The following is a 22,534-nucleotide window of genomic DNA, read 5'->3' as shown; positions in this document are numbered from 1 at the left end:
GCTTCTTACGTAAGACAACCGCAGCTTGAACGATCCGGTGGAGGGCAAATGGCTTCGGACGGCGCGCTTGGGTCGGACGCCCGCGATGCAAAGGCGGTTGGCGGTACCGTTCCCCGCCTTTACCAGCAGGTCTTCGAGATCGTCGCCGGGCAGATATCGCAGGGCGTGCTCCGCGAGGGTGCGCGTCTCAGCGAATCGGGCCTGGCCGAACAGTTCGGCATCAGCCGGGCGCCCGCGCGCCAGGCGCTGTCCGAGCTGGAGCGGAAGGGGCTGCTGCTGAAATCGTCGGGACGCGGCTACCGCGTCGCCAAGCCCAAGGAAAAGACCTTCACGGCCCCGGCAACCGCCGCCGCTCCCGGCCTGAACGAGGACATGCGCCTGACCCAGCTTGCGACCTGGGAGCGGATCTACGGCGAGGTGGAAAGCGAGATCGCCGCCCGCACGTCCTTCGCCGGGTGGCGGGTCAACGAAACCGAACTGGCGCGCTTTTACGACGTCAGCCGCACGGTGGCCCGCGACGTGGTGGCCCGGCTCCAGCAAAGGGGCCTGGTGCGCAAGGACGACCGTTCACGATGGATCGCCCCGGCCATGACGCCGGACCATGTGGGCGAACTCTACGAGCTGCGCTGGCTGCTTGAGCCCGTGGCCCTGGAAAAGGCCGCACACCGCCTGCCGCCCGGAATTCTTGCCGACATGCGCGGACGCCTGGAAGATGCGATCACCCATGCGGCGACGCTGACCGGGCCGGATCTTGATCGCCTGGAGGAGGACCTGCACGTGACCCTGCTCGGTCATTGCGGGAACGGCACGATGATGCAGGCGATCAGCCTGCCACAGGCCCTGCTGATCGCGCACCGGTTCCTCTATCGCTGGATGCCGCGACTGTTCGGCGCCGAGCCGTTTCTTCCCGAACATCTCGACATCGTCGAAAAGCTGGAAGCGGGCCACCTCGGCGCTGCCGCAGACGCGCTATGCCGCCATCTGCAGGTCTCGCGTGACCGTGCGATCGACCGCATCCACAGGGTCACGCAGCAGGTCCATCCCGACGACCTTCCCTACCTCGAAAAGTTCTAGTTTACGTAATAGTCGGAATAGGTCTGGTAGCCGAACAGCTTGGTGCGTTCCTGCTGGTTCAGGACGGCGAGGATCGGCGTGCCTTCCGGAGCGCTTTCACGCAAGGCAGCCACGGCGTGCTTCGCGCTGGCCTGGGGGGTGACCGCCCAGCGGACGATGAAGACAATGACGTCCGCATGCCGCGCAAGGTAGAGCCCGTCGACCACCGGTTCCACCGGCGGCGTGTCGAGGATGATATAGTCGAAGTTGCGGCGCGCGACGGCAATCAGGCGGGCGATTTCCGGCCCCATAAACAGGTCGTCGGTCGGAAAATTGCTCCGCCGTCCCGAAAGAAGCACCGTCAGGCCGGTGGGCTGGTCCGTGACCGTGAGCTTGGGCAGGGAGGCGCCGGTTTCCGCCCCGCGGAGGAACTCGACGAAGCCGGTGCTGGGCTCCAGCCCGAGGTGGCGGTGGAGGCTCGGCTTTCGCAGGTCGCAGTCGATGAGGAGCGTCCGCTTGCCAGAAAGCGCATAGGTGCGCGCCAGCGAGAGCGCGATGGTCGACTTGCCTTCGTTGGGCAGCGCGGACGAGACCATGATGACCGTCCCGCCGCTTCCTTCGTCGCGGATACCCTGCGTCTTGAAGAGGTACTGGTCGATCGCGACGCGAATGCGGCGCACCGATTCGGCGAACATGGAGAGGGGGGAGCGAATGATGATGTCGGAGAGCGTGCGCGCGCCCGTCTCCTGCGCCGCCTCCTCCGCTTCACGCGGGGAGATGGACGCGAGCGGCAGTCGCAGGACCGATTGCACCTGTTCCTCGCTGGTGAGCCCGCCCACGAAATACTCGCGAACGAAGGCGAGCCCGATGCCGAGCGCGAGCGACATCATGAAGGCCACGGGCAGGATGACCCGCTTCTTCGGATAGGACGGATCGCGGGGCGGCGTCGCGTTGGAGATGACGCCGCTGTCGGGAAGCTGCAGCGCCGCCAGGATATCCATCCGGCCCGCCTGCATCGACAGGTCGTCGAAATTCTTCTTCGCGCTCTGGACCTGGTTGGCGAGACTGTAGAGGTCGCCGACCGCCGCGTCCGGCAGGTTGCTGCCCATTACCGCGTTCAGCAGGTTCGAGCGGACGGAGGTTTCCTGCTGCTCGGCGGTCGCGAGCTGGCCGCGATACTGGTCCATCGCGCGGGTGGCCTCGTCGCGAATGGCGTCGGTGACGCGCTGGAGCTCGGACCGCAGCTCGATCGCCTCGTCCTCGTCCGCCCGGGCGATCTCGCCGGTGAGTTCCTCCTGCCGCTGCTGCAGTTCCTTTGCCGCGTCCGACTGGAGGTTCTGGAACAGCGACCCGTAATCGTTCTGGCGCAGGGTCTGGTCGATGGTCTGGATTCGCTGGAAATCCCGTTCCCGCTGGCCGCGGATGCGGGTCAGTTCGTCGTAGAACATGCCGACGCCCGGCGAGCCCTGCTCGCGCAACAGCTCGATGTTCCGGTCGATGAACGTATCGATGCTGCGCGACGTCGACGTCAGCGTCTGGCGGGCCTGCTCGAGTGCCGGCTGGACGCGGTCACGCGCCTCCTGGATGGCCGCGACCTTGGTGTCCATCTGCCTCTGGATGGAGGCCCTGGCGACCGTGTTGGCAAGACGCGCCGCCTTTGCCGGATCCCTGGACGTGACGGTGACGTCGATCACATAGGTGAGCCCGCGCCGGCTGACGCTGACGGCGTCGCGGAAATTGTCGAGCACCTTGGCGGCAGCGTCGGCGCTGTCCGCCGGGGTGGGTTCACCGAGCCTGAGGAACTGCAGGACCCGGTCGACGAGGGAGACCTTCACGCCGAATTCGTCGTCGGCCACGAGGTTTTCGCTGGTGATGACGGAAAGCAGGATCTCGTCCGTGCGCGTGATCACCACTTCGGTTTCGACACGCGCGTTGTCGGCGGTCGTATTGCGGACGGTTTCTTCCGTATCCAGGATGCCTTTGCCGGCCGTATCGACGAAAACCTGGGCCGAGGCGGAATATCGTGGCTCAAGCGAATAGGTGATGACCGCAGCTATAGCGGTTAGCCCGACAACGACCGAGACAATGAGCCAGAGCTGTCGACGGATTATGCCGAGGAGGCCCCGGAGATCGATATCGCTTTGCATGCTGCTTCCCGGATAAGCGATGAATAATATTTACGTCGAATCAAAAGGCTCTTCAGTCGGCATCAATACAGGAAAGATAAAGCTCTACCATCCTCGCCCGCCCCGCTTAGTTAACCCACCGCAAGCTTAACTATATTGTTGTTTCGGTCAATTCTGACGCAGGACAACCGCCCGGTTGCATAGGCGCCCGTATCGACATTGATCCGGCCCGGCGTCAGCTCGACATCGGGGACGGGCGTGTGACCGTGGACGACCACGAAATCGCCGGGCGGCGCGATCTCGCCCGAGGGGCGCAGCCAAAGCAGGTCTTCGTCGGCCTGCTCTTCCAGCGGAATTCCCGCCCGGATGCCGCCATGCACGAAGACATAGCCGGGGACGGCCAGAAGCGACGGCGCTTTTTCAAGAAAATCAACATGTTCCGACGGCACGTGACTTTCCAGGAGAGCCTTGGCCGAGGTCCCCCGCTCGCCCATGTCGTACAGTCCATAGGAGCGCAGGGTGTCGTGACCGCCAAGGCCGAGCCAGAAATGATCCGGGCCGGGGGTCGCCAGATAGGAGAGCATCAGCTGCTCGTGATTGCCGGCCAGGCAGAAACGGCGAAGGCCGGCGGGCGGCGCCGACAGCAGATGATCGAGCACGCCCGCACTTTCCGGCCCCCGATCGACATAGTCGCCGAGGAGGATGATCCACTTTTCTCCCGAGACGGCCGCGGCATCCGCGGCGATCGCCCGCTCCATGGTCGCCAGCAGCGAGAGACAGCCGTGAACGTCGCCGATCGCATAGATGAGGTCGGGGCGACGGTCGAAGAAAAGCTTCTGCCGCCCCTGGGAGCGCCCCTGGGAGCGGTTGGGCCTGCCGGGCAGAAGCCGCCTGAGCAATTGCCTCACCATCAGCCCCGTTCCGATTGGCGCACACGCCGCGACATCGCCCCCAGCCCGTTCGCGACGACGGCAATGAAGAGATAGGCGACGCCCTGGATCTCGAGGCTGAAGTCGACGATCGAATGGATGGCGCCGCCGACGATCGTGCCGATCGCGGCGAGGACCGCGGGGTCGCCCTTGCCGTCCCGGCGCACCAGCCCGAAGAGGCGAAGCAGGCACCACGCTAGGATGATCATCGGAAACGTGCCGACGACCAGCCCGTAGCTGACCCAGAGTTCCAGGTAGGTGGAATGCGCCTTGTCCCAGACGAGGTCGAAGTTGACCGGGGCCTGGTGGTAGAGCGGGTAGGCATATTCGAAGCTGCTGCCGCCGAAGCCGAGCAGCGGACGGTCGGCGATCATCGACCAGATCTGCCAGTAAAGCGAGGCGCGAACATTGGCGTCGCTCTCCACCGATCCCAACCGTTCGAAGAGGAACGTGCCGTAGAGAAGGACAAGCAGTCCAAGGCCGGCGACGCCCGCCACGACGATCGCGACCAGCGCACGCCCGCCGAACCGGTGCCCGCGCTGCCATGCGAGGAGCACGAGCGCGGCAAGCGATCCGCAAAGGGCGGCGAAGAAGCCCATGCGCGACGCCGTCAGCGCCAGCGTCACGACCAGGAGCAGGCATCCGATCATCAGGTAGATCGCTCCGCTCATGCCCTCGAAGACGTTGATCCAGCGGCGGGCCCGGTTCTCGGTCGCCGCCGACAGAAGGCGGTTGGCAAGCAGCGTGGTGCCGATCGTGAGGCCGATCGCGAGAAAGGTCGCGTAGGAATTGCGGTTGACGAAGCCCCCCGTCGCCGAGCCGAGATAGGCCCATTTATCGGTGAAGAGGATGGAATCGCCGAATTCGAGGAAGAGCGCGAGGCCATAGATCGCATGGGCGACGACGATCCAGAAGAGGACCGTCAGAAAGGTACGGGAGCGGGAGCTGTTGGCGGAAATCTGGAGACAGAGGTAGAAGAGGAGGCCGTAGCTCAGCCAGCGCATCAGGGCGAGGCCGGTATCGCCGGGCGCGATGGAGACGGACCGGCCGGGATCGACCCCTCCGGGAAGCGCCAGCCAGGACGACGGCAGGAGGCCGGCGAGCGGCAGCGTCTGGATCACCATGTAGCCGGCCGTCAGCCCGAAGAGGATCGTCGGCAGGCGGAAATGCCGCGTGGTGGCGCGCAGCGAGACGTCGGCGAAACCGAGCCGGCCGAAATAGATCGTGCCCCAGACAAACAGGAAGACCGCCGAGAGCGCCCAGATCGCCGGCCGGTTGCCGCCGAGGGCAACGGGCGTCAGGAGCACGAGCGTCGCGACCACGCCCGCGGTCCAGTTGTTGAGGCGGTAGCGCAAGCCGGACGACCGGCCCCCCATCGTGTCCATGCGAAAACCCCCGAGCCTACCGCAGCACGCGCTGGACGTTGTAGAGGAATGCCCGCTGCCGCTCGGGAGGCAGGCGCTCGACGATCTCGATGATGCGTTCCCTGAACTCCTGGTTGGAGGCATAGCGCGCCGCGATCGCGCGGGTGCCCCGGATGCTGTTTGCGAGGAGAGTCAGGTCCGCCTCGTGCTGGCGAAGGCTTTCCGCGTCGAGCTGGGCGAACATGTCTTCCGCGAGGCGCGTGCGGTTTTCCGCCAGCCACTGTTCATTGGGTGCCGTCTCGCGGGACTTGCGGTAGCTCGCCAGGAACGCGGCGGTATTCCCGAGGCGCGCCTCAGCGAGCGCGTTGACGTACCAGGCCTGCGCATTTGTAGGCATGGTGGCCGTGATGCCGCGGCTCAGCCTCTCGCAGGAGCGCGCCACGCCGGCCTGGTCGGGCGCCGTCAGACGGCTGGTCGCATGCAGCGCATAGGTGCAGTCGGCAAGCGTGATCTTCTTGGAATAGCTGGATGGCCCGTAGGGCGGAGGGCGGGAGGCGATCTGGGGGAAGAAGCGCGCATCCGTGCGTTGCGGCTGCAGGAGGATGTCGATTTCCTGCAGGAACAGGACGCTGCCGGCCAGTGCCGCGACGAGGCAGGCGAAGGACATGGAAAACAACTTCAACTGACGCATCCGAGTCCTTTGGAGGTGCGAAATCCTCCTACTCTAGTGCAGCAATCGGCGGGACCATGTCAAACCATTACTTGTAAAAGCTGTGTGAGGCAAAGGGCTTGGCGCCCTTTGCCTCACGACTTGCTGGCTCAGATCTCGCCGCTGGCCCAGTCTGCCTTGTTGCCACGCTCCTGCCGGTTGTGCCGGATCGAGGACCACAGCGAAAGGCCGATGAGGCTCGCCCCGCCCAGGCCGGTGATGACTTCCGGAATGTGGTAGAAGGACTGGACGTACATGATCACCGAGAGGATCAGGATGGCGTAGAACGCCCCGTGCTCCAGGTAGCGGTAGTGCGTCAGCGTCTTCTTCTCCACCAGCATGATCGTCATCGAACGCACGTACATCGCGCCGATGCCGAGGCCGATGGCGATGATGAACAGGTTGTGCGTCAGCGCGAACGCCCCGATCACGCCATCGAAGGAGAAGCTGGCGTCGAGGACCTCGAGATAGAGGAAGGCGCCGAGGCCACCCTTTGCCGCTTCCGACATGGTCCGCTGCGACGCGTCCAGAAGACCGCCCAGCAGTTCAACCGCGAGGAAGGTCAGGAGGCCGTAGATCGCCGACACCAGGAAGGTCGTCGAATCCTCGCCTTCCAGGATGTTCGAGAAGATCAGGATCAGCGCCAGCACGAAGGCGATTTCGACGCCCTTGATCGTTGCATAGCGAGACATGTACTTCTCGAGCATGACGACCCAGTGGATCTCCTTCTCGTGGTTGAAGAAGTAGGTGAGGGCCACCATCATCAGGAACGTGCCGCCGAATGCCGCGATCGGCAGGTGGGCTTCATGCATGATGCGCGAGTATTCGTCCGGCTGGGCGGCCGCCAGCACGATCGCATCGATCGGGCCGATGCCTGCCGCGATCACGACGATCAGCAGCGGGAAGACGATGCGCATGCCGAAGACGGCGATCAGGATGCCCCAGGTCAGGAAGCGCTGTTGCCAGACAGGCGTCATGTCCTTCAGCTTGTTGGCGTTGACGATGGCGTTGTCGAAGGAAAGCGAGATTTCCAGGACAGCCAGGACTGCGCAGATGAAGAAGACGGTCAGCATGCCGCTGACGGTTCCGGTCGTCTGCCACCCGAGCACGCCGCCGAGAAGGAGGCCGACGACGGTGACGATGATCGACCACTTGAGGTAGCCGAACAGGGACGTATGGGAAGCCTGGTTCATTTGCCGGCCTCCGTCTGGAGGGTAGAGGAACGAAGTCGGGCAGCGGGAGCCTTTCCGGCATTGCTGCAGGTCGAAAGAGAGTAGGTCATGGATATAAAAAATCCGCCGGCTTGATTGCAGGCGGTACCGACATCGCGAGAGCGCCGTAGTACTCTCGCCAGAGGGGCCCGGCACCGGGTTCTGATTCGTGCCATTTTTCTGGCAGCACGAAGACGAGGACGTAGTTGGACATTTCTTGCGCCGCGTCAAGTGGGGAGCGAGACGTGCGGTCCTTGACGTTTGCGGCGTCCCGATGCATTTGAGCCTTGAAAACCCGAAAAGCGCGGCGCGACAGGCCAGTGTGCCGGACGCCGGAAGCCGCGCGAAAGAGATACAAGAATGGCAAAAGCTACCTCCTCGGCGCCGTCCCAGCGCATGCTTCGCGTTGGTGAGCAGGTGCGCGCGGCAATCACCCAGGTGCTGCAGCGGGGCGAGGTGCGCGACGATCTTCTCGAGAAGACCGTGGTTTCCGTGTCGGAAGTCCGCATGTCGCCCGACCTCAAGATCGCCACCGCCTATGTGACGCCGCTCGGCCTGCCCGATCACAAAGCCGTCATCGACGCGCTGAACCGCAATGCGAAGTTCATTCGCGGGCGCCTCGGCGGCCAGCTGCGGCAGATGAAATACATGCCGGAGGTCCGGTTCCGGGACGATACCAGCTTCGACAACTACAAGAAGATCGACGAGCTGCTGCGCTCACCGGAGGTCAGCCGCGACCTCGACACGCCGGCCTCCGAAGACGAAGAATAAGAAAAGCAGTTCATGTCAAAGCCTCGCAAGCCCAAGGGCCGCCCGGTATCGGGCTGGCTCATCCTCGACAAGCCCGTGGACTTCGGTTCCACCGAGGCCGTCTCCAAGATCAAGTGGCTGTACAACGCCCAGAAGTGCGGCCATGCCGGCACGCTCGACCCGCTGGCCTCCGGCATGTTGCCGATCGCGCTCGGCGACGCCACCAAGACCGTTCCCTATGTCATGGACGGCCGCAAGGTCTACGAGTTCACCGTGACCTGGGGCGAGGAGCGGCTGACGGACGATCTCGAGGGTGAAGTCACCCACAGGTCGGACAAGCGGCCGACCGAGGAAGAGATCCTTGCGCTCCTGCCGGGCTATACGGGCACGATCAGCCAGGTGCCGCCGCAGTTTTCGGCCATCAAGATCGCCGGCGAACGGGCCTATGACCTGGCGCGCGAAGGCGAGGTGGTCGATATTCCCTCCCGCGAGGTGGAGATCCATCGGCTGACCCTGCTCGGCTGCCCCGAGCCCGGCACAGCCCATTTCGAGGTGGAATGCGGCAAGGGCACCTATGTGCGGGCCCTGGCGCGCGATTTCGGCCGCGAGCTCGGATGCTACGGCCACATCTCCGGCCTGCGGCGGACCTTCGTCGCACCCTTCGCCGAGGACCGCATGGTGCCGCTCGCCGACCTCGTGGCGCTCGAGAAGATCGAGGATCGCGACGAACGCCTTGCCGCCCTCGACGCCTACCTGATCGATACCGCCGAGGCGCTTTCCAGCCTTCCGCACCTTGCCGTGACGGATGACCAGGCGCACCGCCTGCGGATGGGCAATCCGGTGATCGTCCGTGGCCGCGACGCGCCGCTTTCCGAACCGGAGGCCTATGCGACCGCCCGCGGACGGCTCGTCGCCATCGGCGAGATCGGCCAGGGCGAGTTCCGTCCGAAGCGGGTCTTCGGCTGAGCGGAGCCTGACCCCTTCCATTCGCGGGGCATATGGAGTATAGGCAGCGCCAGCATCGGGTGCCTCGGGCATTCCCTTTTGCTTTTCACGGCCATGGCTGGACGACATCCCGGCCAACGGCGACCCCATGATCCTCACCAAGAAAGGACCTGTCCGATGTCGATCACTGCCGAGCGCAAGGCTGCGCTGATCAAGGAATACGCAACCGTCGAAGGCGATACCGGTTCTCCGGAAGTCCAGGTCGCGATCCTGACCGAGCGCATCAACAACCTGACCGAACACTTCAAGGGCCACAAGAAGGACAACCATTCCCGCCGTGGCCTGCTCGCAATGGTTTCCAGCCGTCGCTCGCTTCTTGACTATCTCAAGAAGAAGGACGAAGGCCGCTACACCAAGCTGATCGCCAGCCTGGGTATCCGCCGCTAAGATATTCCGTGGCGGGTGTCTCCCAGGAGGCGCCCGCCATGGCAATTTCCGCACGAGCGGAAATGACTGGTCCTTCCGGGCCAGATGGCAGGCCGGATGGGCCGGACCCGCCAATTTAACCGATGACCTGCCATGGGGCAGGATTGCCGGATGCTTTCGCCGGGCGCATTGCCCGGCTCGACAGGATCGAGACGATCCGCCGGACCGAAAGCCTCCCGTTGTCTTGCCCGTGTCACGTCACCACATGCGCCGGCCGCTCCGTCCAAGGACGCCAGCAGGCCGCGCCACGAAGGACACGAATAATGTTCAACAAGCATTCCGTTGAAATCGAGTGGGCAGGACGCCCGCTCAAGCTGGAAACCGGCAAGATCGCCCGCCAGGCGGACGGTGCCGTCCTCGCCACCTACGGCGAAACCGTCGTTCTTGCGACCGTTGTTTCCGCCAAGGCACCGAAGGCCGGCCAGGACTTCTTCCCGCTGACCGTCAACTACCAGGAAAAGACCTATGCTGCCGGCAAGATCCCCGGCGGCTACTTCAAGCGCGAGGGCCGTCCGAGCGAGAACGAGACGCTCGTCTCGCGCCTGATCGACCGTCCGATCCGCCCGCTCTTCCCCGACGGCTACAAGAACGACACGCAGGTCGTCGTCACCGTCATCCAGCATGACCTGGAAAACAATCCCGACGTCCTGGCCATGGTCGCCACGTCTGCAGCGCTGACGATCTCCGGCGTTCCCTTCATGGGCCCGATCGGCGGCGCGCGCGTCGGCTACATCAACGGCGAATACGTCCTCAACCCGCATCTCGACGAAATGCCGGAATCGACGCTCGATCTCGTCGTCGCCGGTACGGGTGACGCGGTCCTGATGGTCGAATCCGAAGCAAAGGAACTGCCGGAAGACGTCATGCTCGGCGCCGTCATGTTCGGCCACCGTGGCTTCCAGCCGGTGATCGACGCGATCATCAAGCTGGCCGAAGTCGCCGCCAAGGAGCCGCGCGAATTCGAGCCGGAAGACCATTCCGCGCTCGAGGCTGAAATGCTTCAGCTGGCTGAAACCGAACTGCGCGACGCCTACAAGATCACCCAGAAGGCAGAGCGCTACGCCGCCGTCGACGCCGTCAAGGCGAAGGTGAAGGCACACTTCTTCCCGGAAGGCGCAGAACCCCGCTTCACGCCGGAAGTCATCGGCTCGGTCTTCAAGGGCCTGCAGGCGAAGATCGTCCGCTGGAACATCCTCGACACCAAGAGCCGCATCGACGGCCGCGACCTGGAAACGGTTCGCCCGATCGTCGCCGAAGTCGGCATCCTGCCCCGTACCCACGGTTCGGCGCTCTTCACGCGCGGCGAAACCCAGGCGCTGGTCGTTGCGACGCTCGGCACCGGCGAAGACGAACAGTATGTCGACTCGCTGACGGGCATGTACAAGGAGCAGTTCATGCTCCACTACAACTTCCCGCCCTACTCGGTCGGTGAAACGGGCCGCATGGGCTCCCCGGGTCGTCGCGAAATCGGCCACGGCAAGCTCGCATGGCGCGCCATCCACCCGATGCTGCCGACCACCGAGCAGTTCCCCTACACGCTGCGCGTCGTTTCCGAGATCACCGAATCCAACGGCTCGTCGTCGATGGCAACGGTCTGCGGCACCTCGCTTGCGCTGATGGATGCCGGCGTTCCGCTGGCAAAGCCGGTTGCCGGCATCGCCATGGGCCTCATCCTCGAAGGCGATCGCTTCGCCGTCCTGTCCGACATTCTCGGTGACGAGGATCATCTCGGCGACATGGACTTCAAGGTCGCCGGTACGTCCGACGGCATTACCTCGCTGCAGATGGACATCAAGATCGCCGGTATCACCGAGGAGATCATGAAGGTCGCGCTCGGCCAGGCCCAGGGCGGCCGCCAGCACATCCTCGGCGAAATGTCGAAGGCAATCACCGAGAGCCGTGGCCAGCTCGGCGAGTTCGCGCCGCGCATCGAAGTGATGAACATCCCGGTCGACAAGATCCGTGAAGTCATCGGTTCGGGCGGCAAGGTCATCCGCGAAATCGTCGAGAAGACCGGCGCCAAGATCAACATCGACGACGACGGCACCGTCAAGATCGCTTCGTCCTCCGGCAAGGAGATCGAGGCTGCCCGCAAGTGGATCCACTCGATCGTCGCGGAACCGGAAGTCGGCGCCATCTATGAAGGCACGGTCGTCAAGACCGCCGACTTCGGCGCATTCGTCAACTTCTTCGGCGCCCGTGACGGCCTCGTGCACATCTCGCAGCTCGCATCCGACCGCGTTGCCAAGACGACCGACGTCGTCAAGGAAGGCGACAAGGTCTGGGTCAAGCTGATGGGCTTCGACGAGCGCGGCAAGGTTCGCCTGTCCATGAAGGTCGTCGACCAGGCGACCGGCCAGGAAATCCCGCAGGAAAAGAGGGAAAAGAAGACCGAGGGCGGCGAAGCTGCCGAATAAGGTTCTTCTTTCCTGAAGCATCAAGGCGCGGGATGGTTTCCGCGCCTTTTCTTTATCCATACTTCTAAGGTCAGTTGCGATGAGCAGAGACGCCCTCAAGACCCTCTTCCACCCCTTTGCCACCGGCGCGGTGGCGGTCCCGCTCGCGGGCGAGCGCGTCCTGTTCCTGGGCGCCGAAGCCGGGCAGGGCTTTCCGGAAGGCTTCGCCGCGGACGTGACGGCCGTGCAGCCGTTCCGCCCGATGTTCCGCTTCCTGGGCGAGGGCGCCTTCCCGGAGCCGGAAGGCACCGACTACGACATGGCGCTCGTCCTCTGCGGCAAGCACAAGGGCGAGAACGAAAACCGCGTGGCGGAGGCGCTGGAGCGCGTCAGGCCGGGCGGGATGATCGTCATCGCCGGCGGCAAGGAGGATGGCATCCAGCCGCTGCGCAACACGCTGCTCAAGCTCGGCATGACGCTCGACTACACGCCGAAGTATCACGGGGTGGCCATCTGGCTGGCACGGCCGCAGGACGCGGCCGCAGCCATCCAGGCGCTGAAGAAGGTACCGGTTACCGTGGAGGGCCGCTTCCGGGCAGCGCCCGGCATGTTCTCCCACGACCGCATCGACCCGGGTTCGGAGCTTCTCGCCGAGCGGCTGCCGACCGACTTCGACGGCAACGCAGCCGATTTCGGCGCCGGCTGGGGCTACCTGACCGTGCGGCTCGCGGAACAGTCCCCGCGGGTCAACCGCATCGACCTCTTCGAGGCGGACCACAAGGCGCTGGAATTTGCCCGCGAGAACGTCGCCCGCAATTGCCCGGACCTCAATGCGCGGTTCTTCTGGCAGGATCTTGCCCAGGAGCCGCCGAAGGAAAAATACGATCTGGTGATCATGAACCCGCCCTTCCACGAGGCGCAGGCGGCCGATCCAGAACTGGGCAAGGCGATGATCCGCGCCGCTGCAGCGGCACTCCGGGGCAATGGCCGGCTGATGCTGGTCGCCAATCGCGGCCTGCCCTATGAGCCGGTCCTCAAGGCCGAATTCAGGGACAGCGGCGAGACCTGCCGGAATTCCCGGTTCAAGGTCCTCTGGGCGAAGAAATAAGAAAATATCGACCGATGAGAAGCCCTGCTCGATGCAGGGCTTCTGCTTTTGCGCGTCTGAAAACTATTCCAGATCGGCCTTGCGAAGACGCTCGAGCGTCGGCAGCGACGTGATGTTGTAGCCGGCATCCACATAGTGGATTTCGCCCGTGACGCCGCGCGACAGGTCCGACAGGAGATAGAGCGCCGACCCGCCGATATCCTCGATGGTCGCGGTCCGCCGGAGCGGGGCGTTCTTCTGGTTCCAGGAATACATCGCCCGCGCGTCGGAAATGCCGGCACCGGCAAGGGTGCGCACGGGTCCTGCGGAGATCGCGTTGACACGGATGTCCTGCGGTCCGTAATCGGCCGCCAGGTAGCGTACGGACGCTTCCAGCGCCGCCTTTGCGACGCCCATGACGTTGTAGTTCGGAATGACGCGCATCGAGCCGCCATAGGTGAGGGTCAGCATAGCGCCGCCCTCGGTCATCAGCTCTGCGGCGCGTTTGGCGACTTCCGTGAACGAGAAGCAGGAGATCACCATCGTGCGGGAAAAGTTCTCGCGCGTCGTGTTCGCATAGAGCCCCTTGAGCTCGTTCTTGTCGGAAAAGCCGATCGCGTGGACGAGGAAGTCAAGCTTGCCCCAGCGCTCGCGGATCGCGTCGAACGTCGCGTCGACGGAGGCGATGTCGTCCACGTCGCATGGCAGCAGGAAATCCGAGCCGACTTCGGCGGCGAGCGGCTTCACCCGCTTGCCGAGCGCCTCGCCCTGATAGGTGAAGGCGAGCTCGGCACCCTGCGCCGCCACCGCCTTGGCAATTCCCCAGGCGATGGAATGATTGTTCGCGACCCCCATGATCAGGCCGCGCTTCCCCTGCATGAACCCCGTCATGAGACCTATCCGTTGTAGCGCTGGAAGACGAGCGTGGCGTTGGTGCCGCCGAACCCGAAGGAATTGGAAAGAACGGTGTCGATCTTCGCGTTGTCGATGCGCTTGCGCACGATCGGCACGCCTTCGAACTCGGGATCGAGCGTCTGGATGTGCGCGCTCTCGCCGATGAACTTCTCCTGCATCATCAGCAGACCGTAGATCGATTCCTGCACGCCGGCGGCGCCGAGCGAGTGGCCGGTGAGCGACTTGGTCGACTGGACATGCGGGATGCGGTCGCCGAAGACTTCGCGGATGGCGCCGATTTCCTTCGAATCGCCGACCGGGGTCGAGGTGCCGTGGGTGTTGATGTAGTCGACCTCGCCCTTCACCGTGGAGAGCGCCTGGCGCATGCAGCGGATCGCGCCTTCGCCGGAGGGAGCCACCATGTCGTAGCCGTCCGAGGTCGCGCCGTAGCCGACGATCTCGGCATAGATCTTGGCGCCGCGTGCCTTGGCGCGTTCCATTTCCTCGAGCACGAGGACGCCAGCACCGCCGGCGATGACGAAGCCGTCGCGGTCGACGTCATAGGCGCGCGAGGCGGTTGCCGGCTGGTCGTTGTACTTGGTGGACATGGCGCCCATGGCGTCGAAGAGGTTCGACATGGTCCAGTCGAGGTCCTCGTGGCCGCCGGCGAACATCATGTCCTGCTTGCCCCACTGGATCATCTCCGCGGCATTGCCGATGCAGTGCGCCGAGGTCGAGCAGGCCGACGAGATGGAATAGTTCACGCCGTGGAGCTTGAACCAGGTCGCGAGCGTCGCCGAAGCCGTCGAGGACATGGCCTTCGGAACCGCGAACGGGCCGATGCGCTTCGGGCTGCCGTTCTTGATGGTGATCTCTGCGGCCTCGATGAGGGTGCGCGTGGAGGGGCCGCCGGAGCCCATGATGATGCCGACGCGCTCGTTCTCGGCATAGTCCTTTTCGTCGAGGCCGGAATCGGCGATCGCCTGCTTCATGGCGACGTGGTTCCAGGCCCCGCCCTGCGACAGGAAGCGCATGGCGCGACGATCGACCAGATCGGTGGGATCAAGGTCGGGGCGGCCCCAGACCTGGCAGCGGAAGCCGTGCTCGGCGAAATCCGGCGAGAAGGAAATGCCGGACTTTGCCTGGCGGAGCGATTCGGTGACTTGGGAGGCGTCGTTTCCAATGGAGGACACGATGCCGAGACCCGTGACAACAACCCGTCTCATCTGATGGACCTTTTCTGCTCTTTCTGCCTCGGTGCGTCGTTGACGCCTCAGGCCGTCTTATCCTTAGACAGACCAACACGCAGGTCCGTCGCCTGATAAATGGTTTCGCCGTCCGCCTTGACCCAGCCGTCGGCGGTTCCGAGGACGAGACGACCGCGCATCACTCGCTTGAAGTCGATGCCGTATTCGAGGAGCTTGGTGTGGGGGCGGACCATGCCCTTGAACTTCACTTCGCCGGTGGACAGCGCCATGCCGCGGCCCTCTTCGCCCAGCCAGCCGAGGTAGAAGCCGGTGAGCTGCCACATGCCGTCCAGGCCAAGGCAGCCCGGCATGATCGGGTTCCCCTGGAAGTGGACCGGGAAGTACCAGTCGTCCGGATGGACGTCGTATTCGGCGCGGATATAGCCCTTGCCGAATTCGCCGCCGGTTTCCGAGACGTCCGTGATCCGGTGGACCATCAGCATGGGGGGCAGGGGGAGCTGGGCGTTGCCCGGCCCGAACAATTCCCCGCGACCGCAGGCCAGAATTTCATCGTAAGAAAAGCTCGACTGTCTTTCCGTCATCAAAGTTCGGTTCCCTCGTGCCGTGCCAGATCTTTATGACAGGAACGGCGGAAATTGAAGCACAACCATGTCCGTGGCGAAAGCGTATACGGTTGCCCGGGACGATCGCGGCGGACGGCATTCCCGGCATCGCATATAGGAAGCTGGCTTTGCAAACTAGAGGTCGAGGACCAAATTGCACGTTTTTGCAGGGATCTGCATGTCGACGACCGGTTCGCACCCTATTGAAAGGTGCGGCGGCAAAAGTTATATCCGAAACTCAAGATAGTATATGTCGCAGACATCGATGGGACATGCTGGCAATATGGCAGGGGCTTTGCTGAATATCGAGACAAAGTTGCGCGGCTGCGGGTTGCGACCGACTCGCCAGCGCATTGCGCTTGCCGAACTGCTTTTCGCCAAGGGCGACAGACATGTGACGGTGGAGGAACTGCACGAGGAGGCATTTGCCGCCAATGTGCCGGTGTCGCTCGCCACCGTCTACAATACCCTGCACCAGTTCACCGAAGCCGGAATGATCCGCGTCCTGGCGGTCGAGGGTGCGAAGACCTATTTCGACACCAACGTCTCCGACCATCACCACTTCTTCATCGAGGGCCGCAACGAGGTCCTCGACATTCCCGTCAGCAATATCGAGATCGGCAACATTCCGCCCGCACCGGAGGGGATGGAAATCTCCTACGTGGACGTCGTGATCCGGCTGCGCGAGAAGAAGAACTAGCCTCCTCAGCGTTTCTTGACGGCATCCTCGGGATCGCGCCCGGCCCTCGGCCGGTAGCGCGGGATCGTCCACCCGTAACGAATTGCCCCTCCCCTCAGCCCGAAGGCGACGAGGAACCCGGCGACGGAACTTCCGATCGGCGGGAGCCCGAGCGCCTGCAGCAGGGTGAAGACGCAGGCGCCGGCAAGCGCGGCGGAAATATAGATCTCGGAGCGCAGCAGAACGGACGGCTCGTCGGCCAGCGTGTCGCGGAGGATGCCGCCGCAGGTGGCGGTCAGCACGCCGGTCACGATGGCGATCGCTTCCGAGCCCGTCGAGGAAAGGCCGATCGCGGCGCCCATGACACCATAGGCCGCAAGCCCCACGGCATCGAGCCAGAGCAGCAGCCGGTAGCGCCATTCGATGAGGTGGGCGGTGAAGAAGAGCACGGCGCCGGTGGCGACGCAGACGAGGATATAGGTCGGATCGACCACCCAGAAGACCGGCGTGCGCCCGAGGATCAGGTCGCGAAGCGTGCCCCCGCCGACGCCGGTCAGCGCCGCGAAGAACAGGAAGCCGATGATGTCGAGCTGCTTGCGGGACGCGGCGAGCGCGCCGGTCGCGGCGAAGACCACCACGCCGGCATAATCCAGTATATAGAGCATCTCTCACCCTCCGGTCGGTTCACCAGCGTCGCGCAAGTGCCGTCTGTTAGCACCGCCTCATCCGATCGAACCTCCTTACGCGCATCCTGCGGGGAGGCGAAGGGGCCGAGGAGCCAATGCCCGTGAAAAAGCATCTGATCATCGTCGCGCAGGTCCTGGCGCTCGCACTTGTGCCGGCGACCGCCTCGGCGCAGCAGGAATTGCTGAGCGATCCGGAAATCTACGAGAAGGATCACTTCCGCGACCAGTGCAGGATCGCCCAGTTCGGCAGCGGCTTCATCACCCGGCTGGACATCAACAATGACGGCATCGTCGATGCGGTCAGCAATCACGGCGAGGTCACCTGCGACGGCACGCGCGGCCCCGACTGCAACGAGGACGGGTGCCCCTACAATTTCTACCTTCGGGCCAAGGAGGGCGGCTATTTCATGATCGCCACCGCCCGCATCTACGGCTACGACTTCATCAAGCGCTTCGGCAACATGGTCTTCCTGATGAAGATGCATCCGCGCTTCTGCGAGCGGACCGACGACAAGCCCTGCGAGATGACGGTGCGCGTGCGTGGCGGACGCTTCGTCACCATCTCGCGCAAGTGACGCTCATGGCGCCGGAAAGAGGCTGTCGATCCGGCCGGTGAGATAGTAGCCGAGCAGGCCGATCCACTCGCGGACCGCCGTCGACGTCAGTTGCGCGTTCGAGGTGGGCTGCGTGAAGTCGAAGCCGAGGCGCAGGACGCCGCTGGTGCGGTAGTCCACCGGCCACGGGGTGACCGCGATATCCGCCTTCCGGAAAAGCCCGACCGAACGCGGCATGTGAAAGGCGGAGGTCACCAGCAGGCAATCCGTGAGGCCTTCACGGGCCAGCACATGCCTCGTCTCCTGCGCGTTCTCGTGGGTCGTGCGCGAGGCGCTTTCCTTGACGAGCCGCTCCGGCGGGATGCCGAAGGCCGAGAACAGGCGCTCCGATGCTTCCGCCTCGGGCTCGTAGGCGCCACTGATCGACCCGTCGCCGCCCGATACCAGGATGCGGGCCTGCGGATGCCGAAGCGCGAGCCGCAACGGTTCGACGAAGCGCTCCGCCGCCTGGTTGAATTCCACGCCGCCGCGGCTGGTGGTGACCTCGTTCTCCAGCGCACCGCCGAGGATGAGGATGCAGGTAAGATCCCGGGGCTCCTCCGAGGACTTCGGAAATCTCGCCTCCAGCACTTGCAGCGCAACGCCGCCCGCCGTCGTGTAGAGCGTCACGAACAGGATGAGGGCGGCGAGTGCCGCCGCGATCCCCCCGGTCCGCCGGAAGCCGGAAAACGCCAGGAGCGCGCCGGCTGCGCTGAACAGGAAGGCAAGGGAGAGCGGCTGGGTCACGAGCCAGAAGAGCTTGGAGAAGAGGAACATGCCCTGACCTGTCGCCACATCCGACGGCGCTGTCAACGCCGCCGTCCGCCTTTCGGCACGATCGGCTGCTGGAAATGCAGGTGGAGCGGACGCGGCAGAAAGCCTGTCGCGAGGGCAATCGCCACGATGCCGATCACCACGGCCCACAGTGCATCCTTGCCGAGCCAGTTGGTGAGGAATGCGCCCGTCACCGCGCCCGCGGCCATTCCGGTCCAGGGGATCGTCTGGATCACCCACCCCGCCGGGTTGCGGTCACCGACGATCCAGCGGCCGATCCCGCGCCCGAAGCGGGAAAGGGCGCCGGTGATGTAGGTCAGCCCGATCGGCAGGCCCTCGATATGCTCCACGGTGGCGTTGATCATGCCCATCGCCAGGATGATGAGGTAGAACTGGACGCGGCGATAACCCTCGTCCGGGAGCAGGGCGGCCAGCGTGACGACGAGCGCAACGCTGGTGAGGACGGCGAGGCTCCGACGGCTGGAGATCGTGTGGGCGATGACGATGCCGACGGCATTGCCGATGATGAAGACCCAGAGGGCCACGAACAGGATGAGCGCGTGCAGGTAGTTGCCGTCCGCAAACGAGATGGCGGCGCGCGTCGTGTTGCCGGTCATGAAGGACACGAAGTCGCCGGTGAGGAGGAGACCCACGGCGTCGGTCATTCCGGCGATGAACGAGATGGCGGCGACGAGAACCAGTCCCGTTACGGTCCGTCTCGTGCTGACGAGATGTCTGCGTCTGGTCAGTGTCATGTCGGCAGGTCCTGCGATATTCGAAGGTGGAACCTGGCCATACCCTAGCCTCGCATCCGGGGGAGCGAAAGCGGTCTGATCAATGACCGGTTGCCGCAGGAAGGTCGCCGTCAGCGCCCGGCGAGCCACTCTTCGATGCCGCGCGCCGCGGCGCGCCCGCTGGCAAGGCAGGCGGTGAGGAGATAGCCGCCCGTCGGGGCTTCCCAGTCCAGCATCTCTCCGGCCACGAACAGGCCGGGCAATTGTTTCAGCATGAAGCGGTCGTCGATCGCCTCCCACGCCACGCCGCCGGCGGACGAGATTGCCTCCTCGATCGGCCTTGGCCTCAGGAGCGGGATCGGCAATGCCTTGATTCGCAGGGCGAGTTCGTGGGCGCGGAGGGCGGAAGCATTGGGCACACATTCGCGCAGCAGCACCGCCTTTACCCCGTCCAGTCCGGCCGCCTTGCGCAGCCGGTTGGCGAAGCTTGCCTTGCGGTCCTGCCGTTCGAGGTCGCGGGCGAGACGCTCCGCGGTTCGGCCGGGGGCGAGATCGAGCACCAGCGAGGCCTGCCCCTCCTTCGCCAGCCGGTCGCGCAGCGCCGCGGCATGGGCGTAGACGAGGCTGCCCTCGATGCCGTGGCGGGAGATGACGAACTCGCCCTGGACGGTGCCGGCATCGGATGTCGCGGTGACCGACTTGACCGGGCTTCCGGCAAAGCGCTCGCGAAAGGTGTCGCTCCACGCAACGTCGAAGCCGCAATTGGCCGGAGCGAAGGGCGTGATCGGGACAGCGCGGGCCTCAAGCCACGGCACCCAGGCAGCGTCGGACCCGAGGCGGGGCCAGCTGGCACCGCCCAGAGCAAGAAGTGCCGCGTCGGGACGGATGACGACCTGCCCCTCCGGGGTCTGCAGCAGATAGCCGTCGGCGGAAAAGCCGATCCAGCGATGCCGCGTCAGGACGCGCACGCCCTGCGCCTCCAGCCGGCGAAGCCATGAGCGGAGCAGCGGCGAGGCCTTCATCGCCTTCGGAAAGACCCGGCCCGAGGAGCCGACAAAGGTTTCCGTGCCGAGACCGGCGGCCCAGGAGCGGACGTCGTCGGGCGTGAAGGCGTCGAGCGCCGGCCGCAGCCTTTGGCCCGCGTCTCCGAAGCGCGTCCGGAAACTCTCGAAGGCCTCCGAATGGGTGATGTTGAGCCCGGACTTGCCGGCGAGCAGGAATTTTCGCCCGACGGTCGGCATGGCCTCGTAGACCGTTACCGAAAAGCCGTCCGCAGACAGCACGTCTGCCGCCATGAGGCCCGCGGGCCCGCCGCCGATGATCGCGATCGTCTTGCCGTTCATGCGGGCCCTCTACCACGCCGGTCGCGGCGAGGGCAGGCATTTTTAAACCGGCCTGGAAGCGTCGCTCCCATCGCGATCCGGTGCGTCAACCGAAAAGGCGCGTCAGCCGCATCGGCGGGGAGGGGCCACCCTCCCGGAAGGGAAAGAGCCGGCCTCGCAAAGGACCGGCCCTCGTCTTACTCGGCCGCCTGGCTCCGGGTGGCCGCCTGGCTCGGCAGCTTGCCCATCAGGATCTCCTCGGCGGAGGCCTGGTGGTCCTTCACCGAACCCGTCAACTGGCCCCAGGCAGCAGGGTCGATCCGGTCGCCGTTGTTGCCGAGGTTCTGGAGGCGGCGCTGGTCTTCGTCGGTCAGCACCTGTTTCGGCAGCGGACCGAGGTTTCTCACGTCGCCGGCGCTGATGCCGAGCTTTTCGCCGACACGGCGACCGTAGTCGTCATGGACGAGGAAGAAGTGCCAGACCATGCGCTCCTGCACGTCGCGCTCGCACTGGCCGAGCAGGTCGCCCATGTTGAAGACCAGGTCGTCGCGTTCCCAGTCCATCATCGTGCAATAGCGGCCGCGGGCCTGAACGTAGTCGTTGCGGCGCTCGAGGACGCTCCGCGTCAACCGCCCGTGAATCTCCGGCGGATTGTTCGGTTGCGCGATCGGGCTTTCCGTGAGGCCGTCGTGGATCGACGGCTCGTAGTTGACATGCGGGTTCTGTCCCGGCGCGAGGTCGCGCTGGAAGCTCATCTGCCCGCCGGAAAGGTTGGTGGCGACCTTGGCGTTCTTTGCCTGGTTGACCGGCAGCTGCAGGTAGTTCGTGCCGACCCGGTGGCGTTGCGTATCGGAATAGGAGAAGGTCCGGCCGACCAGCATCTTGTCGTCGGAGAAATCCAGCCCGTCCACCAGCACGCCGGTGCCCATGGCGATCTGCTCGTTCTCGTTGAAGAAGTCCTCGACGTTGCGGTTGAGCGTCATCACGCCGATGTGGCGGAGCGGGAAGTCGTTTTCCGGCCAGGTCTTCGTGTCGTCCAGCGGATCCCAGTCGAGTTCGGGGTGGTCGTTGTCCTCCATGATCTGCACATACATGTCCCACTGCGGATATTCGCGGCGCTCGATCGAGGTGAAGAGATCCTTGGAGGCCGAGCCGAAATCCAGGCCCTGCACGGTGGCGGCCTGCGCGGCCGTGAGGCTGGCGACGCCGGCGCGCGGGTGGAAATGGTATTTCACCAGCACCGTGTCGCCGTTGGCGTTCACCATCTTGTAGGTGTTGACCCCGAACCCTTCCATGTGACGGTAGCTCGCCGGAATGCCGCGCGGCGAGAAGAGATGCGTCAGCATATGCATGGATTCCGGCGTCTGGGACATGAAGTCGAAGATGCGGTTCGGCTCCTGGCGGAAGGTCACCGGGTCCGGCTTCAGGGAATGGATGACGTCCGGGAACTTGATGGCGTCGCGGATGAAGAAGACCGGAAGATTGTTGCCGACGAGGTCCCAGTTGCCGTCCTCGGTATAGAACTTGACGGCAAAGCCGCGCGGATCGCGGGCGACCTCGGAAGAATCGCGGCCGCCGATGACCGTGGAGAAGCGGATCGCGAGCGGCGTCTTCTTGCCGGCCTGCTGGAACAGCCTGGCACGGGTATATTTCGAGGCCGGTTCGTCGCCGATCTTGCCGGTTGCCTCGAGTTCGCCATAACAGACGAAGCCGCGGGCATGCACGACCCGCTCCGGGATGCGCTCCCGGTCGAAATGGGTGATCTTCTCGAGGAAGTGGTAGTTTTCCAGCGTCGCCGGCCCGCGCGATCCGACCGTGCGCTGCGACTGGTTGTTGGCGATCGGATGGCCCTGCCGATTTGTCAGGACCCGTTCGTCGCTGCCGGAGGGCATGTCGGTGCCGCCCTGAGACCTGTTCTTCTCATCCATGGTCTTCCCTCCATCTCCTGGATTGACGAGGGAGCGGCATGAACGCACTCCCCCGCCG

Annotated in this window: 21 protein-coding genes; 8 read left to right on the top strand and 13 right to left on the bottom strand. The window is 64.6% G+C overall.

The features are described 5' to 3' along the window. The first annotated feature begins 48 nt into the window (after positions 1 to 48). Positions 49 to 1,074 carry a GntR family transcriptional regulator gene (locus ACWGPT_RS04770; protein ID WP_452604430.1) on the top strand — a complete coding sequence of 342 codons (1,026 nt, stop codon included), beginning with the start codon at positions 49 to 51 and terminating at the stop codon, positions 1,072 to 1,074. On the opposite strand, the gene ACWGPT_RS04765 is transcribed toward ACWGPT_RS04770, so the two are convergent. The 5 genes from ACWGPT_RS04765 to ACWGPT_RS04745 all read right to left on the bottom strand — a co-directional run bounded on the left by ACWGPT_RS04765 (position 1,071) and on the right by ACWGPT_RS04745 (position 7,374). Continuing rightward, positions 1,071 to 3,200 carry a Wzz/FepE/Etk N-terminal domain-containing protein gene (locus ACWGPT_RS04765; protein ID WP_452604429.1) on the bottom strand — a complete coding sequence of 710 codons (2,130 nt, stop codon included), beginning with the start codon at positions 3,198 to 3,200 and terminating at the stop codon, positions 1,071 to 1,073. The genes ACWGPT_RS04770 and ACWGPT_RS04765 overlap by 4 nt on opposite strands. Positions 3,201 to 3,310: 110 nt before the next feature. After that, positions 3,311 to 4,090 carry a metallophosphoesterase family protein gene (locus ACWGPT_RS04760; RefSeq protein ID WP_452604428.1) on the bottom strand — a complete coding sequence of 260 codons (780 nt, stop codon included), beginning with the start codon at positions 4,088 to 4,090 and terminating at the stop codon, positions 3,311 to 3,313. Next, positions 4,090 to 5,493: an O-antigen ligase family protein gene (locus ACWGPT_RS04755; RefSeq protein ID WP_452604427.1), complete on the bottom strand. Its 1,404-nt coding sequence runs from the start codon at positions 5,491 to 5,493 to the stop codon at positions 4,090 to 4,092. Before ACWGPT_RS04755 ends, ACWGPT_RS04760 begins: the two co-directional genes overlap by 1 nt. A 16-nt stretch (positions 5,494 to 5,509) precedes the next feature. Next, positions 5,510 to 6,163 carry a hypothetical protein gene (locus tag ACWGPT_RS04750; RefSeq protein ID WP_452604426.1) on the bottom strand — a complete coding sequence of 218 codons (654 nt, stop codon included), beginning with the start codon at positions 6,161 to 6,163 and terminating at the stop codon, positions 5,510 to 5,512. 128 nt (positions 6,164 to 6,291) lie between these two features. Continuing rightward, a complete protein-coding gene (locus ACWGPT_RS04745; protein ID WP_452604425.1) occupies positions 6,292 to 7,374 on the bottom strand; it encodes a DUF475 domain-containing protein in 1,083 nt (360 codons plus the stop codon). Between the two features lie 378 nt (positions 7,375 to 7,752). Between ACWGPT_RS04745 and rbfA the strand changes: the two genes are divergently transcribed. The 5 genes from rbfA to ACWGPT_RS04720 all read left to right on the top strand — a co-directional run bounded on the left by rbfA (position 7,753) and on the right by ACWGPT_RS04720 (position 13,077). Beyond that, a complete protein-coding gene (gene rbfA / locus ACWGPT_RS04740; protein ID WP_452604424.1) occupies positions 7,753 to 8,163 on the top strand; it encodes a 30S ribosome-binding factor RbfA in 411 nt (136 codons plus the stop codon). Between the two features lie 12 nt (positions 8,164 to 8,175). Then, positions 8,176 to 9,108 carry a tRNA pseudouridine(55) synthase TruB gene (gene truB / locus ACWGPT_RS04735; RefSeq protein ID WP_452604423.1) on the top strand — a complete coding sequence of 311 codons (933 nt, stop codon included), beginning with the start codon at positions 8,176 to 8,178 and terminating at the stop codon, positions 9,106 to 9,108. 156 nt (positions 9,109 to 9,264) lie between these two features. Continuing rightward, on the top strand, positions 9,265 to 9,534 hold the full coding sequence (rpsO, locus tag ACWGPT_RS04730) for a 30S ribosomal protein S15 (protein ID WP_052641016.1): 270 nt from the start codon (positions 9,265 to 9,267) through the stop codon (positions 9,532 to 9,534). Positions 9,535 to 9,836: 302 nt separating this feature from the next. Beyond that, complete coding sequence (gene pnp / locus ACWGPT_RS04725; protein WP_452604422.1) at positions 9,837 to 11,990, top strand: polyribonucleotide nucleotidyltransferase; 2,154 nt, start codon at positions 9,837 to 9,839, stop codon at positions 11,988 to 11,990. A 79-nt stretch (positions 11,991 to 12,069) separates the two neighbouring features. After that, positions 12,070 to 13,077 (top strand): class I SAM-dependent methyltransferase, encoded by a 1,008-nt coding sequence (locus ACWGPT_RS04720; protein WP_452604421.1) that lies wholly within the window; start codon positions 12,070 to 12,072, stop codon positions 13,075 to 13,077. A 63-nt stretch (positions 13,078 to 13,140) separates the two neighbouring features. On the opposite strand, the gene fabI is transcribed toward ACWGPT_RS04720, so the two are convergent. Genes fabI through fabA form a run of 3 tightly spaced genes read right to left on the bottom strand, consistent with a single transcriptional unit; the run spans position 13,141 to position 15,739 of the window. Beyond that, the gene (gene fabI, locus ACWGPT_RS04715; protein ID WP_452604420.1) at positions 13,141 to 13,947 is read right to left on the bottom strand and encodes an enoyl-ACP reductase FabI; all 807 of its coding nucleotides are present in this window, start codon (positions 13,945 to 13,947) and stop codon (positions 13,141 to 13,143) included. Positions 13,948 to 13,952: 5 nt separating this feature from the next. Then, entirely contained in the window at positions 13,953 to 15,176 is a 1,224-nt protein-coding gene (gene fabB / locus ACWGPT_RS04710) for a beta-ketoacyl-ACP synthase I (protein WP_452604419.1), read from the bottom strand. Between the two features lie 47 nt (positions 15,177 to 15,223). Then, a complete protein-coding gene (fabA, locus tag ACWGPT_RS04705; protein WP_452604418.1) occupies positions 15,224 to 15,739 on the bottom strand; it encodes a 3-hydroxyacyl-[acyl-carrier-protein] dehydratase FabA in 516 nt (171 codons plus the stop codon). A gap of 304 nt (positions 15,740 to 16,043) precedes the next feature. Here fabA and irrA point away from each other — a divergent pair, with 304 nt between their 5' ends. Continuing rightward, the gene (gene irrA / locus ACWGPT_RS04700) at positions 16,044 to 16,460 is read left to right on the top strand and encodes an iron response transcriptional regulator IrrA (RefSeq protein ID WP_452604525.1); all 417 of its coding nucleotides are present in this window, start codon (positions 16,044 to 16,046) and stop codon (positions 16,458 to 16,460) included. Positions 16,461 to 16,465: 5 nt separating this feature from the next. Here the strand turns inward: irrA and ACWGPT_RS04695 are convergent, their stop codons facing one another. Further along, positions 16,466 to 17,104, bottom strand: a complete 639-nt coding sequence (locus ACWGPT_RS04695) for a trimeric intracellular cation channel family protein (RefSeq protein WP_452604417.1) — start codon at positions 17,102 to 17,104, stop codon at positions 16,466 to 16,468. A gap of 122 nt (positions 17,105 to 17,226) precedes the next feature. On the opposite strand from ACWGPT_RS04695, the gene ACWGPT_RS04690 reads away from it, so the two are divergent. Next, positions 17,227 to 17,700, top strand: coding sequence for a hypothetical protein (locus ACWGPT_RS04690; protein ID WP_452604416.1), 474 nt, complete (start codon positions 17,227 to 17,229; stop codon positions 17,698 to 17,700). 3 nt (positions 17,701 to 17,703) lie between these two features. On the opposite strand, the gene ACWGPT_RS04685 is transcribed toward ACWGPT_RS04690, so the two are convergent. The 4 genes from ACWGPT_RS04685 to ACWGPT_RS04670 all read right to left on the bottom strand — a co-directional run bounded on the left by ACWGPT_RS04685 (position 17,704) and on the right by ACWGPT_RS04670 (position 22,476). Beyond that, positions 17,704 to 18,495 carry a YdcF family protein gene (locus tag ACWGPT_RS04685; protein WP_452604524.1) on the bottom strand — a complete coding sequence of 264 codons (792 nt, stop codon included), beginning with the start codon at positions 18,493 to 18,495 and terminating at the stop codon, positions 17,704 to 17,706. A 32-nt stretch (positions 18,496 to 18,527) separates the two neighbouring features. Then, positions 18,528 to 19,247 carry a YoaK family protein gene (locus ACWGPT_RS04680; protein WP_452604415.1) on the bottom strand — a complete coding sequence of 240 codons (720 nt, stop codon included), beginning with the start codon at positions 19,245 to 19,247 and terminating at the stop codon, positions 18,528 to 18,530. Between the two features lie 110 nt (positions 19,248 to 19,357). After that, positions 19,358 to 20,569, bottom strand: coding sequence for a TIGR03862 family flavoprotein (locus ACWGPT_RS04675; RefSeq protein WP_452604414.1), 1,212 nt, complete (start codon positions 20,567 to 20,569; stop codon positions 19,358 to 19,360). 176 nt (positions 20,570 to 20,745) lie between these two features. After that, positions 20,746 to 22,476: a catalase gene (locus tag ACWGPT_RS04670; RefSeq protein WP_452604413.1), complete on the bottom strand. Its 1,731-nt coding sequence runs from the start codon at positions 22,474 to 22,476 to the stop codon at positions 20,746 to 20,748. Between the last annotated feature and the right edge of the window lie 58 nt (positions 22,477 to 22,534).

Source organism: Pseudorhizobium sp. NPDC055634, from assembly GCF_053618655.1.
Note: the sequence above shows the minus strand (reverse complement) of the source record. Positions and strands in the feature narration are given on the sequence as shown.